Origin of the sequence: Clostridium sp. DMHC 10 (genome assembly GCF_001270375.1) — a bacterium.
Classification (GTDB): Bacteria; Bacillota; Clostridia; order Clostridiales; family Clostridiaceae; genus Clostridium_S; species Clostridium_S guangxiense.
The window spans coordinates 212,116-225,823 of sequence record NZ_LGVB01000016.1 but is presented as its reverse complement, the minus strand read 5'-3'; the positions used below and the strand labels follow the sequence as shown (position 1 = coordinate 225,823).

The 13,708-nt window shown below is 30.1% G+C and carries 9 protein-coding genes, 3 pseudogenes and 1 other annotated feature; of the genes and pseudogenes, 7 read left to right on the top strand and 5 right to left on the bottom strand.

Annotated features, from left to right (window positions below):
- Nucleotides 1-31: 31 nt before the first annotated feature.
- Nucleotides 32-955 (bottom strand): ribonuclease Z, encoded by a 924-nt coding sequence (locus AGR56_RS18430; protein WP_053243535.1) that lies wholly within the window; start codon nucleotides 953-955, stop codon nucleotides 32-34.
- Between the two features lie 33 nt (nucleotides 956-988).
- Nucleotides 989-1,938, bottom strand: a pseudogene (locus AGR56_RS18425) (MraY family glycosyltransferase).
- 409 nt (nucleotides 1,939-2,347) lie between these two features.
- Here AGR56_RS18425 and AGR56_RS20940 point away from each other — a divergent pair.
- The 3 genes and pseudogenes from AGR56_RS20940 to queC all read left to right on the top strand — a co-directional run.
- Nucleotides 2,348-2,461 (top strand): annotated as a pseudogene (locus AGR56_RS20940) (7-carboxy-7-deazaguanine synthase QueE); the annotation flags it as partial.
- Nucleotides 2,462-2,464: 3 nt separating this feature from the next.
- Complete coding sequence (gene folE, locus AGR56_RS18420; RefSeq protein ID WP_053243534.1) at nucleotides 2,465-3,052, top strand: GTP cyclohydrolase I FolE; 588 nt, start codon at nucleotides 2,465-2,467, stop codon at nucleotides 3,050-3,052.
- Between the two features lie 20 nt (nucleotides 3,053-3,072).
- The gene (gene queC / locus AGR56_RS18415; protein WP_053243533.1) at nucleotides 3,073-3,741 is read left to right on the top strand and encodes a 7-cyano-7-deazaguanine synthase QueC; all 669 of its coding nucleotides are present in this window, start codon (nucleotides 3,073-3,075) and stop codon (nucleotides 3,739-3,741) included.
- 1,327 nt (nucleotides 3,742-5,068) lie between these two features.
- On the opposite strand, the gene leuA is transcribed toward queC, so the two are convergent.
- The 3 genes from leuA to AGR56_RS18400 form a co-directional block, all read right to left on the bottom strand.
- Nucleotides 5,069-6,736: a 2-isopropylmalate synthase gene (leuA, locus tag AGR56_RS18410; RefSeq protein WP_053243532.1), complete on the bottom strand. Its 1,668-nt coding sequence runs from the start codon at nucleotides 6,734-6,736 to the stop codon at nucleotides 5,069-5,071.
- Nucleotides 6,737-6,961: 225 nt separating this feature from the next.
- Nucleotides 6,962-7,211, bottom strand: a binding site (T-box leader).
- Nucleotides 7,212-7,329: 118 nt separating this feature from the next.
- Nucleotides 7,330-7,941 (bottom strand): O-methyltransferase, encoded by a 612-nt coding sequence (locus AGR56_RS18405; RefSeq protein ID WP_231017689.1) that lies wholly within the window; start codon nucleotides 7,939-7,941, stop codon nucleotides 7,330-7,332.
- Nucleotides 7,942-7,962: 21 nt separating this feature from the next.
- Nucleotides 7,963-8,424 carry a MarR family transcriptional regulator gene (locus AGR56_RS18400; RefSeq protein ID WP_053243530.1) on the bottom strand — a complete coding sequence of 154 codons (462 nt, stop codon included), beginning with the start codon at nucleotides 8,422-8,424 and terminating at the stop codon, nucleotides 7,963-7,965.
- A gap of 641 nt (nucleotides 8,425-9,065) precedes the next feature.
- Here AGR56_RS18400 and AGR56_RS18395 point away from each other — a divergent pair.
- The 4 genes and pseudogenes from AGR56_RS18395 (at nucleotide 9,066) to AGR56_RS18380 (ending at nucleotide 13,604) form a co-directional block, all read left to right on the top strand.
- Nucleotides 9,066-9,326: an HPr family phosphocarrier protein gene (locus AGR56_RS18395; RefSeq protein ID WP_053243529.1), complete on the top strand. Its 261-nt coding sequence runs from the start codon at nucleotides 9,066-9,068 to the stop codon at nucleotides 9,324-9,326.
- A gap of 158 nt (nucleotides 9,327-9,484) precedes the next feature.
- Nucleotides 9,485-10,915, top strand: coding sequence for an adenylosuccinate lyase (gene purB / locus AGR56_RS18390; protein ID WP_053243528.1), 1,431 nt, complete (start codon nucleotides 9,485-9,487; stop codon nucleotides 10,913-10,915).
- A gap of 104 nt (nucleotides 10,916-11,019) precedes the next feature.
- The gene (locus AGR56_RS18385) at nucleotides 11,020-11,874 is read left to right on the top strand and encodes a L,D-transpeptidase family protein (protein ID WP_053243527.1); all 855 of its coding nucleotides are present in this window, start codon (nucleotides 11,020-11,022) and stop codon (nucleotides 11,872-11,874) included.
- 36 nt (nucleotides 11,875-11,910) lie between these two features.
- Nucleotides 11,911-13,604, top strand: a pseudogene (locus AGR56_RS18380) (M3 family oligoendopeptidase).
- Nucleotides 13,605-13,708 lie beyond the last annotated feature (104 nt).

The following is a 13,708-nucleotide window of genomic DNA, read 5'->3' as shown; positions in this document are numbered from 1 at the left end:
CTTGTTTTATATAATGAAACCACTTCTGTTTCTATTCAAAATTTATACTTTTAATTTTTCTATCAGTACCCAAATAAGTATTTTCATAAATACTTATTGCATTGTTCAAATAATCTTCAGGATCAAGCAAGGCCGGGCTAAAATGTGTAAGCCATAACTCTTTAACTTCTGCCTTCTTAGCTATGGTTGCAGCCTCCGAAAAAATCATATGTTTATTTAAAACAGCTTTTTCAGCCTTTTCTTCTTCACCGTACATACCTTCACAAATAAAAAGATCTGCCTCTGATACAAAATCAATAATTTTTTCTACAGGTCTTGTATCTGTACAATATGCAATCTTTATTCCTTTTCGTTTCTCCCCAAGAACCATATCCGGCTTATATATAATTCCTTCTTCTTCAATAATGCTACCCTTTTGAAGAATCTTCCATAACCTCATTGGTATATTATTTTCTTTTGCCTTTTCTACACTAAACTTTCTCTTTCTGTCTACTTTTACCACATATGAAATACATTCAACGCTATGTTCAACCGGAATTGCTTTTATTGTCATATCATCAATTTGAAAAATTTTATCTTCAAAATTGTCATCGTACTTGCAATCAAGCTCTATTAAATCAACATCAAAAGGAAGTACCGGTGCCACAACAGTAAGCCCTCTAAAGACCTTTTCAAGTCCATTAGGTCCTATTATAGTAATTGGACGTCTTCTACCTGAATTTGCTATAGTAAGTAAAAGACCTGTAAATCCCATAACGTGATCAGCATGATAATGAGTAAAACATATGACATCTATATCTTTAAATCCCCATCCAAGCATCTTCATCGATACTTGAGTTCCTTCTCCACAATCTATCAAAATCTTTCTTCCATTATATGAGACGAGAAGAGAAGTCAAACTTCTATAAGGTGTAGGTAAACTTCCTCCACACCCCAAAAGACATACGTCAATCAATGGAACAACTTCCTTTCCAATTATTTTATGTAATTATATTTTAAGCAGCAGTATTATTATAGAAAGTAAACACAAACATGTGCTTATAAGACATATAAAGCTCAAAACCTGAATTTCATTCATTCCTTTTGCTGCAAGCCTATAATGTATTTGAGTTCTATCTGCCTTATAAATAGGTTTACCATCTAAAAACCTTTTTATTATAACAAATATATTATCAAATATAGGAACTCCTAATGCTAAAATAGGAATTAAAATAGATATAATTGTGGTTTGTTTAAATGCACCATCAAGAGCTATTATTCCCAGCATAAAGCCAAGGAAATTTGCTCCAGAATCCCCCATAAAAATTTGAGCTGGATGTTTATTGTATCGTAAAAAACCAATGGTAACACCAACTAATAATATTGACATTTCAGCTGAATCTGACTGCCCTTTCACTAACGCCACTATAAATAAAGTAGTTGCCGAAATAGCTGACAAACTTCCTGCAAGACCATCCATACCATCGCACCAATTAATAACTGTTGTAATACCAAAAATCCATATTACACTCAAAGAATATTGTAAAAATTGAGGGAGTACTATGTAATTATGCGTAAATGGATTATTATATCCCTGGAAAACAATTCCTGATTTATATACCATAGTTGCAGCAATTATTTGAACTATAAGTCTTGGCAAAATTCCGAACTCTTTTCCTTTAGTTTTATACCAATCATCGACTAATCCTATTAGAAGTACCAACATTGCTGCTATCAAGATAGAGAAAAACTTTTTATCAAAAGGTCTTATAAATATAAGACATCCTAAGAAAAATCCTAAGAATATTCCAACCCCACCCAGAAGCGGCATCGGCGCTGTATGTTTTTTTCTTTTTGTTGGCAAATCAACAAATTTATCTTAAAAGCTATCCTCTTCATGTAAGGTGTAAGAATAAATACAATAAGGAAGCCGACCAAAAGTATAAGCAAATATCTCATATCTACCTCTCCTTATAGGAAACCATTTCAACCATTAGCTTATAAATTATAAATAACCGATGCCTATTCGATCTTTCCATAAATCATAGTTTATAAGCTAAGTTCCACATTGGTTTCCCCTAATTAAGCTTTAAATACATTATATCAGTATTTTTCTTAATTTTCACAAAAATTTTTTCTAAGTAAAACTTATAACTACATCTATACAATTTTACCTTTAACATACTTTAAATTTGTTTATCTTTAACTATTGACTGATTTAATAATTAAGCTTACAATACAATTTGAAAATAGAAATTATATAAGACAGTTCGAAATCCATCCTGTCTATAAACAAAACCATGGCTTACTAACTACCTTGTAAGGTGGTTTTTTGTTTATAGGAGGCTTATGCCTTTTTTTATTATAGCAACCTTCTTCTGAAATAATTATTGATTTTATAAAATAAAACAAGTTAAATAAAGTAAGCCTACAAATTCAAATTCATAAAATTATATGGTCTCCAAACAAAAGAGGTGTTTAAATTATGGCAATTGATAAAAAAGCAATTGAAAAACATATAAGAGGAATTCTAGAAGCACTTGGTGATAATCCTGATCGCGAAGGCCTTAAGGACACACCAAAGCGTGTCGCAAAGATGTATGAAGAAGTATTCAAAGGAATGGAATATTCAAATGATGAGATTGCAAAAATGTTTGACAAAACCTTTGATGAAGATCTTGATGTTTTAGAAACTTCAAAGAATTTAGTATTCGTTAAAGATATAGAAATTTTTAGTCACTGTGAACATCATCTTACCTTAATGTACAATATGAAAGTTGCGGTAGCTTACATTCCAAACGGGAAACTTATTGGTCTTAGCAAAATTGCAAGAATTGCCGATATGGTTTCTAGAAGGCTTCAACTTCAAGAGAGGATAGGAAAAGATATTGCAGAAATAATGGAAAAAGTAACTTCTTCAAAAGACATAGCCGTTATAATAGAAGGAGAGCACGGCTGTATGACTTCAAGAGGTATAAGAAAACCTGGAACAAAAACAATTACCACAACCTTTAAAGGTAAATTTGAAACTGATGATTCTTTGGCTAATAGATTAATGACACTTTATAGATAAAGTATGAAAGGAAAATAATTATGGAATTAAACATCAATAAAGACAAAGCAGTAGTTGTTCTTAGTGGAGGGCAAGATAGTACAACTTGCCTATTTGGTGCAAGGAAGAAATACAGTGAAGTAATTGCTGTTTCCTTCAATTACAATCAAAAGCATAAACTAGAACTTGAATGTGCAAAAGAAATTTGTAATAAATACGGCATTGAACATCACATCTTAGACTTAAACCTCTTAAATCAATTAGCGCCAAATTCTCTTACACGTGCAGACATAAAGGTTGATCAAAATGCACCAAAAGAAGGCGCGCCAAATTCATTTGTTGATGGTAGAAACTTATTATTCTTAACCTTTGCTGCAATCTTCGCAAAACAAAAAGGTATAAACACTATAATTACTGGAGTTTCTCAAAGTGACTTTAGTGGCTATCCAGATTGTAGGGATGTATTTATAAAATCCTTAAATGTAACCTTAAACTTAGCCATGAATTATCAATTTGTGCTAGTAACTCCTCTAATGTGGATTGATAAAGCTGAAACCTGGAAAATGGCTGACGATCTAGGTATACTTGATATAATCAAAAATGAGACCTTAACTTGCTATAACGGTATAAAAGGAAATGGCTGTGGAAACTGTCCTGCTTGCAAACTTAGAAAACACGGATATTTAGAATTTAAGAAAAAATACTTATAGATAGACAACTTGAAACTTTAAAATTGAAATTTCCAAATTTATCCTGATAAACTGGAATTTGTCGAGCACTATAGTGAAGGGTTTTACGGTGCTGTGCACGTAAAAGGTGAACTTTTTTATCTTCAATAAAAAGCTAAGGTTGATTTTCCTCAGTTTCCCTACGGAAAAATCTTTAACGTATTTAAATTATTTATTTTTCGTAGAGAAACGGAGAAAAAATATTCCTTAACCTTTTGCCGTGGCAAAAAAACCTTCACCTTTGACAAGCAAAGCTATGTCAAACCCTTCACTTTTCACATAAGTGAAAAAAGTTAGTTTTTTAATGAGCAGGGCGAATTAAAAACCCTTCACTCAGCTCGACAAATTCCAGTTTATCAGGATAAATTTGGAGATTGCAATTTTATAATGTTTGTACTCCATAATAAGCATCTTTTGGAACCTTTTTTTTTCTCCTATAGAATCACTTTTCAATTCTAAAATCCATAAAATATACCTCCCTAATAAATTGTTTTTACAATTGAATTTTTTTAATCATAATTTTAGTATTAATGATTTAATCATTTCATATGCGACTATATTTTTAAGTATAACAATTTTTTATTTAAATATATAAAAAATATCATTTTATTAAAAACCGTCTTTGTAATTACGTTGTTTTTATCACATTATCATTTAGTTCACATACATATTAACACATTATTAAAGATATTGCTATATTCAATTTATACAAATGTACTTATTCTCATTAGTTTGTTTCGGATATGCCCACGTAGAAAATGAAGTAAAATAGTTAATTTTAAATATTATTATTCATTTTTCATTAAATTCAAATTTATCTAAATTTATATTCATTGGCATTTATACGCAAGTTAGTACATCTTAAGTAAATATCTAAAATATTTCTGAACGAACATTATTAATAAACCTTCAATTTTTAATATTTATTTTTTGCAAAAATCTTTTCAAAATTTATATTTATCAAAACTTTTGCAACCTTATTGTTAATTATATAACAATTAATTATTGTGCATAAGAAATTACTACCATATTATTATTTAAACTAATAATTCATTAAAAAGAGGCTATTTTATGACAATTAAAGTACTAAGAAAGGAAATCAGATTAGAAAATCCAGACGAAGTTAACTCCTGTTAAAGCCAGTTAATACTGCTAAAGGAACAATTTAAAAAAATCATAAAATACTTAGATATTTCAATCTGTTTCACCGATAGGAAGTTATTGAAATATCTTAGAATTTTATGATTTTTTTATCTTAGATTTATAGAATTTTTTTAATGTTGCAAAACAGTATTCCTTCGCATTATTTCTATTTAGAGCATCTGTTCAAAGCGCACACAAGTGCATTAAGTGATGCCGTATCTATGTTATCTGATATTCCAACCCCAAAGTATCTTTCTTCATTATTTTCAACCTGTATATAGGCAACGGCTTTTGAATGTGATCCTACATTTAATGCATGTTCATCATAAGATATAAACTTGCATCCGTTTATATTATTTGAATGCAGTGCATTAAAAAAAGCATCTACAGGACCATTTCCTATTCCTTCTATTTTTATATCTTTTCCCTTTACAGAAACTACAGCTTCAATATCTACTGTATTTTCATCTTGTTCAACATTCTGAATTGAATGTTGCTTATAATTTTTAAGATAATACGGAGTTTTTCTATCAAGATATTCTGCTTTAAAAAACTCAAATATTTGCTGCGGAGTAAGTTCTGTTCCAAGCTCATCTGATTTAGCTTTTATTATTTTTCCGAATTCAGGATGCATTGACTTTGGAAGTATAAATCCAAAATCACTTTCCATTATATATGCAGTTCCGCCTTTTCCAGATTGGCTGTTTATACGTATAATTTCTTCATACTCTCTACCAAGATCATGCGGGTCAATTGCAATATATGGCACTTCCCACTTAGTACCATTTTTCTCCTTCATCACGTGGAGTCCTTTCCTTATAGCATCTTGATGAGAACCAGAAAATGCTGTAAACACAAGTTTACCCGCATATGGATGACGTTCTGATACTGTCATTTTTGTACATTCTTCATACAAGTCTACAATTTTATTTAAATCCGAAAAGTCAAGTTCTGGATCTATGCCTTCAGAATACATATTAATAGCCATATTCATTATATCAAGATTACCTGTTCTTTCTCCGTTACCAAAAAGTGTTCCCTCAATTCTATCAGCTCCAGCAAGAAGTCCAAGTTCACTTGAAGCTGTACATGTTCCTCTATCATTGTGGGTATGAAGACTTACTATTACTGCTTCTCTATTGGAAAGATGTTTACAAAACCATTCTATTCTATCTGCATATACGTTTGGTGTTGACATTTCAACAGTAGATGGCAAATTTATAATTGCTTTATTATCTTTAGTAGGCTTCCATACATCAAGTACAGCCTCACAAACTTCAAGTGCATAGTCAAGCTCAGTTCCAGTAAAACTCTCTGGTGAATACTCAAAAGTAAATTTTGTATCTGGATATTTTGTACTATAATCTTTAACCATTTTAGCACCATACAAAGCTAAATCTATTATTTCCTTTTTATTCTTTCTAAACACAACTTCCCTTTGAAGCGTTGATGTAGAATTATAAATATGAACAATAGCCTTCTTTATTCCTTTAAGAGAATCAAATGTCTTCTTTAAAAGATTTTCCTTGCACTGTGAAAGCACCTGTATAGTAACATCGTCTGGAATAAGCTTATCCTCAACTAATCTTCTCAAAAAGTTATATTCAGTATCTGATGCAGATGGGAAACCAACTTCTATTTCTTTAAATCCCATATTAACAAGCATTTTAAACATTTTAATTTTTTCATCAACATTCATTGGAATAGGCAAAGACTGGTTTCCATCTCTCAAGTCAACGCTGCACCATATTGGTGCATTTTCAATTTCCTTATCTGGCCATTCACGATTTTTGATATCAACCTTTGGATATTTACTATACTTCACATTCTGCATTGCAAAACACTCCCTCTATTTTATATTTTATATAGAAATCTGAATTTTTTAAATTATCATTATATTAATCTTATAAGTAAGCTTGGTAAGATTACAGTGAAGGTTGAATTTCCTCCATTTCATTGAGAAAATTCTTTAACTTATCCTATTTATATTTAAAATTATTTTTCGTAAAAAATACACCTTCACTCTACTCTATAAAAAAAGCCTCATCTCTAAATAAAATAAAGAGACGAGGCTAACCCGCGGTACCACTCCAATTGGTTTAAATTAAAAACCCACTTTTCAACAGCACTCCACATTTTAAAAATATAGTTTATACCATCTATCCTTATAACGGTGGAATTCCGTTTAACCTTAAAAATTCAGGCAACTGCTCGCAGATGAGTTCAAAATCTAAAAATTACCGTTTCACAGCAAACCCGGCTCTCTGAAAATCCACTCGATTCCTAATACTTCTGTTCATCGCAATATTCTTTAATTAACTTATTTTGTATTTTACATTATGCATATTTAAAAGTAAACTTTATTTTCTGAAGAATAATGATTTAATTTTTTATTCCTAATTTTTTATTAATTTATTAGTTTAAATATTATTTTTTTATAGCAATTGCAAAACCATCACCAATAGGAAGCATTGTGCTAAAAAGTCTATCATCATTTACAACAAGTTTATTAAATTCTTTGATAGGCTCTATAAGGTTATGCCATCTTTCTTCTAAATCAAGTACAGGAAACAAGGTATCTTCTGCTGCCAAAACTCCACCATGTTTTAAAAGCTTCATACAATCTTCAAATAAAACAGGATAAAGTCTTTTATCTACATCTTGAAAAATCATATCAAATTCTTCATTTAAATTTGGAATTATAGTTTTGGCATCTCCCATTTTAATTTCTATTACTTCATCTAACCCTTGCTTTCTAAAATTTTCTTCAGCCTGACGTGCTACTTTTTCATCATATTCAATTGTAACAATCTTACCACCATATTCCTTTACTACTCTTGCCATAGAAGAAGCTGAAAAACCTATGCTTGTTCCAATCTCCAGTATTTTTTTAGGCTTAATTAAATATATAATTAGTTTAAGCATTCTTGCAACATCATTATCAACAACAGGTATAAAATCTTTAAGTTCGGTACCTTCAATAAAAGTCTTTCTGTCCATTTCGCTATCATTTTTGTACAAGTCCTCTATATAATTCATAATTTTATCAAAATCTATTTTTTATTCACTCCTCATTTTTTTATATAATTTTTCTAATCCCTTTAGCAAATTGTCAATGTCACTTTCTTCTAAAGCTGAAATAGAATCAAGCAAGAATTTGCTGCTAGCTTCTTCATTTATATTATTAATAAGCTTTCTTCCTTCGTCCGTGAGCATTACCCTGCTTATTCTTCTGTCTTCATCGCTTTTTACTCTTTTAACGAGTCCTTTTTTTTCAAGTCTATTTACCTTCTCAGATACTGTATTTTGAGAATTATTAATATTCTTTGCAATATCACCTATAGTAGGCGCTGACATTTCATCACTAAGATTTAATTCAAGTTCATCAAGTTCAATTAACAAATGAAATTGTTCAAGACTAAGATTGTACTTCTTTGCAAGCTTATGATATCTACCATGTATTAATCCATCTACTTCACTTCTTAATTTTATTACCTTTCTTGCTTTATCAATTTTATTCATAGTCCACCTCACTTATATCGTGTAGCGATTATATCTTTATACGATATATTATCATATGTAGATATATAATTCAAGCAATTTTTTACAAATACTATAAAATAAGAATATCTTGGAATATAACTATGCAGTTAGTTGTAAGTGTTTAACTCACATACTTCTTGAACTAAATAAATACATTTTCTATGTAAAAATTATTAATCGCTCATCTTCCGTAGGCACGGAGGAAAATATTCCTTGCCTTTCCCCCTTTTAGTGAAGTAATGGTATTGAAGAAACAGTTTAAATAAAACTCAATAAATCTTAGGGACAAATTCTAAAAAGCCTTAGAAATTTCAATCTGTCTGTAGAGTAAGTCGGTGGCGAATCGCCACCTTCTCCTCATCAAACCGTGCATGCGGTTTTCTCGCACACGGCTTTCCGATATTCTTCTTTGTAAGGCTTCACCTCATTTCTAGCAATGAGGTTTATTATACTATAAATTTTGTTTTTGAGGACATAATCAAATGTGGTACACTAAGACATTATCACTTTTCAATCATAGACTAGTAGGAATTTGTGAAAATTTTATTGAATATGTTATCATATTATGTTATACTGTACTAAGCTAAATTAACAATTAATTATATAGAGGTGGTTATTAAATGGTAACAAAAAGTGTTATTGTAAAAAGTGCAACTGGTTTACATGCTAGGCCAGCGACTTTACTTGTAAAAAAGGCTTCTAGCTTTAAATCAGATGTTAATATGGAATTCAATGGTAAAAAAGCAAATGCTAAAAGTTTAATTGGTGTTTTATCTTTAGGAGTAACTAAGGATAGTACAATTAAAATAATTGTTTCTGGTGATGATGAAGCATTAGCAGCAGAAGAAATCGTTAAATTAATAGAATCATTAGATGAATAGTTTAAAATAAAAAAACAATGAAAATTTTAATTTTCATTGTTTTTTATTTTAAAAGATACATATAAAAAACACGAATAAAATATATTAAATTGTTAATGAATATATGATATACTATAAACGAATATTATAATTATAAAGATTACGTACGGAGGTATATTATGAGAAATGCTTACGAAACACCACTTAATAGGAGATATGCTTCAGCTGATATGAGTTATCTATTTTCTGATGAGATGAAGTTTAAAACCTGGAGAAAACTTTGGGTAGCACTTGCAGAGAGTGAAATGGAACTTGGACTCAATATAACACAAGATCAGGTTGATGAACTTAAAAAGCATATTGATGATATAAATTACGAAGTAGCTGAAGAAAGAGAAAAAATAGTAAGACATGATGTTATGAGCCATGTATATGCTTATGGTGTTCAATGTCCATCAGCAAAGGGAATAATTCATCTTGGAGCTACATCATGTTATGTTGGAGATAACACAGATATAATAATAATGAAGGAAGCATTATTAATAATCAAAAGGAAGCTAATTAATGTAATAAGTCATTTAAGTCAATTTGCACTTAAATATAAAGCGTTACCAACGCTTGGCTTTACACATCTTCAACCAGCACAATTGACTACTGTTGGAAAGAGATGCACACTTTGGATACAGGATTTAATGATAGATCTTGAGAATTTGGATTTTGTAATTGAAAATTTAAAATTAAGAGGCGTTAAGGGAACAACAGGAACTCAAGCTAGTTTTATGGAACTTTTTAATGGAGATGAAAGTAAAGTTAAGGAGTTAGAGAAAAGAGTAGTAAGCAAAATGGGATTCAAGAAAGCATACAATGTTACAGGTCAAACTTATCCAAGAAAAGTGGATTCCATAGTTTTAAATACACTATCTGAAATTGCCCAAAGCGCATATAAATTTAGCAATGATCTTAGAATACTTCAAAATATGAAGGAAATGGAAGAACCTTTTGAAAAGAATCAAATAGGATCTTCTGCTATGGCATATAAAAGAAATCCTATGAGATCAGAAAGAATAAGTGCACTTTCTAGATACGTTATTGTAGATGCTTTAAATCCAGCTATAACGTCCTCTACACAATGGTTTGAAAGAACCCTTGATGATTCTGCTAATAAAAGGCTTTCAGTTGCAGAGGGGTTTTTGGCCTTAGATGGCGTATTAAACCTTTATATAAATGTATCAAGTAATATGGTAGTGTATGAAAAAGTTATAGCTTCTCATGTTAAAAATGAACTTCCTTTTATGGCTACAGAAAATATAATGATGGAAGCCGTTAAAAGAGGAGGAGATAGACAGGAATTACATGAAGTAATAAGGGAGTACTCTATGGAAACTGCTAAAAGAATAAAGCAGGAAGGATTATCGAATGATTTGATAGATAAAATTAAGAAGAATCCTATGTTTAAGTTAACTGAGGAGGAAATTGATGAGATTATAGATCCTAAAAAATTTACAGGGAGATCATCAGGTCAGGTAGAAGATTATATAAATGAATGTGTAAAACCTGTTCTCGAAAACAATAAAGAATGTTTAAATGTCTCCGTAAGTATAAGTGTATAAATGTAAAATTTTAGAAAATGTATTTACACGACATTTATAAAAGTATATAATAAGTTCATGGAATATGAACTTATTATATTATATAGGGATGAAGGGTTTTAACAATGAAGAAAAGAAATATTTTTTTTGTGTTAATTTTATTAGTTGTTTTATCTTTTTGTGGATGTTCAGCAAATACAAAAAGTAATCTAAAAAATAATGTCAAATCTGAAAATTTAGCATCAAAAAAACAAAAAGCCAAAAATGAAGTGAAAAAACTAGAAGAGAAAAAACCGGAGGTATATAAGGTTGGTTCTAAAGGGGAAAAAGTAAAGTATATTCAGGATAAACTCATTAGTTATGGATATCCAGTTTCAGATGATGGTAAATTTGGGGTCCAAACTGATTGGGCTGTAAGGGATTTTCAATATAGACACAATGTAACTATGGATGGATCCGTTTCTGATAATACAATGAAATTACTAAAAGAAACACCTACATCAGATAAAATGTGCAATTCTAATCTTGGACCAGCTTCAAATCAAGAAGTGCAAGCCTATAAATCAGCAGCTGAGGGAGTTGCAAATTCAAACGATTTAAGCAGTTATACAAAATATTTAATAATAGCTTCTCTTAAAGAACAACGTGTGTATATTTTCAATGGAAGTAATCACGGTTGGAGTCTTATAAATACTTTTCCATGCACCTCTGGAGCAGCAGAAACACCTACAGTAACAGGGCATTTTTTTGTACAAGGTAAAGGTCCGGCATTCAAAACAGCGAATAATGTTATATGTAAATACTACACCCAAATACAAGGAAATTATTTATTTCATAGTATACTTTATGATATAAATGGTAATGTTGTAGATGGAACTTTAGGAGCATCTTTATCACATGGATGTGTACGACTGGCATTAGAAAATGCAAAGTATATATATGATAATATGCCTATGGGAACTGCAATATGGATATATTAAGACATAATTAAAAGTATGAAGAAAGAGGATATGAAAATGAAATTTAAAGAATTCGAATACAAAAGACCATGTATTGCTGATATAAGGAGTGAATTTAACGATTTTTTTAAGAAATTTAGAGCAGCAGATAGTTTTAAAAAACAAGATGAAATAATAAGACAAATTAATAAATTAAGAAATGAAATTGAGTCTATGATGACTATTGCAAGCATAAGACATACAATTGATACAAATGATTCTTTTTATGAAGAAGAACAAAATTTTTGGGATAAAAATATGCCAATATATGAAGGAATAATATCAAATTATTATAAATGTCTTATAAATTCAAAGTTTAGAGATGAACTTGAAAAAAAATGGGGTAGACAATTATTTACTATAGCTGAATATCAAATATCAACAATTTCTGATGAAGTAATAGATGACCTTAAAGAGGAAAATGAATTATCAAGCAAATATACAAAACTTTAGCATCAGCTAAAATAATGTATGAGGGAGAAGAGAGAAATCTTTCACAGATGATTCCATTTACTTTATCAAAGGATAGGAAGATTAGAAAAGAAGCAAGTGAGAAAAAATATAAGTTTTTTGTAGATAATAGCAAAGAATTTGATGATATATATGACAAACTTGTAAAGGTAAGAACTAGAATATCTAAAAAGCTTGGATTTAATAATTTTGTAGAACTTGCATACAAGAGAATGTTAAGATCAGATTATAATTCTGAAATGGTTAAGAATTTTAGGGAACAAGTTAAAAAGGTAATAGTTCCAGTATCACAAAAAATCATTGAGAAGCAGAGAAAAAGACTTGGACTTGATAAAATAAAATATTACGATCTTAAGTTTTATTTTAAATCAGGAAATGCTAAACCACATGGAGATGCAGAATGGATGGTAAAAGATGCACAAAAAATGTATGGTGAGCTTTCAAATGAGACTAAAGAGTTTTTTAATTTTATGATTGAAAATGAACTTATGGATCTTGTAAGTAAAAAAGGAAAAGGCAGTGGCGGATATTGTACTTATATAAGTAAATACAGATCACCATTTATATTTTCTAACTTTAATGGCACATCAGGAGATGTTAATGTACTTACTCATGAAGCGGGGCATGCATTCCAGGTATTTTCAAGTAGGGATTTAAATATACCTGAATATAGTTTTCCAACTTATGAAGCTGCGGAAATACATTCTATGAGTATGGAGTTTTTTACATGGCCATGGATGAAGTTGTTCTTTGAGGAAGAGGAAGAAAAGTATAGATTTTTCCATATAAGCGATGCACTTTTATTTATACCATACGGCGTTGCAGTTGATGAATTTCAGCATGTTGTATATGAAAATCCAGATATGACGCCGGATGATAGAAAAAAGGCTTGGAGAGAAATCGAAAAAAAATATCTTCCTTATGTAGATTATGAAGATAATGATTTTCTAGAAAATGGTGGGTATTGGCAGCAGCAAAGGCATATATATGAAAGCCCATTTTATTATATTGATTATACTCTCGCTCAACTTTGTGCATTTCAATTTTGGAAAAAGTCTCTTGATAATAGAGATGAGGCTTGGAAAGACTATGTATCATTATGCAAATTAGGTGGAAGTAAGTCTTTCTTAGAATTAGTTAAAAGTGCAAAGCTTATTTCTCCATTTGAAGCTGGAAGCATAAAAAGTATAGTTGATCCTGTAGAAAAATGGATTGATGGTATAGATGACTCTAAGTTTTGAATAATGAAAACTTCAAGCAAGCTGCTGTTTAAAGTGAAACAGTAGCTTGTTTTTTTACATTAGTATAATAAAATGCCACTTCATACATATATTTTAATATAAAT

Excerpts from the sequence above, each read along its gene's own strand:
- folE (WP_053243534.1), top strand. The coding sequence starts at position 2,465 with ATGGCAATTGATAAAAAAGCAATTGAAAAACATATAAGAGGAATTCTA.
- queC (WP_053243533.1), top strand. The coding sequence starts at position 3,073 with ATGGAATTAAACATCAATAAAGACAAAGCAGTAGTTGTTCTTAGTGGA.
- leuA (WP_053243532.1), bottom strand. The coding sequence starts at position 6,736 with ATGCAGAATGTGAAGTATAGTAAATATCCAAAGGTTGATATCAAAAAT.
- AGR56_RS18405 (WP_231017689.1), bottom strand. The coding sequence starts at position 7,941 with ATGAATTATATAGAGGACTTGTACAAAAATGATAGCGAAATGGACAGA.
- AGR56_RS18400 (WP_053243530.1), bottom strand. The coding sequence starts at position 8,424 with ATGAATAAAATTGATAAAGCAAGAAAGGTAATAAAATTAAGAAGTGAA.
- AGR56_RS18395 (WP_053243529.1), top strand. The coding sequence starts at position 9,066 with ATGGTAACAAAAAGTGTTATTGTAAAAAGTGCAACTGGTTTACATGCT.
- purB (WP_053243528.1), top strand. The coding sequence starts at position 9,485 with ATGAGAAATGCTTACGAAACACCACTTAATAGGAGATATGCTTCAGCT.
- AGR56_RS18385 (WP_053243527.1), top strand. The coding sequence starts at position 11,020 with ATGAAGAAAAGAAATATTTTTTTTGTGTTAATTTTATTAGTTGTTTTA.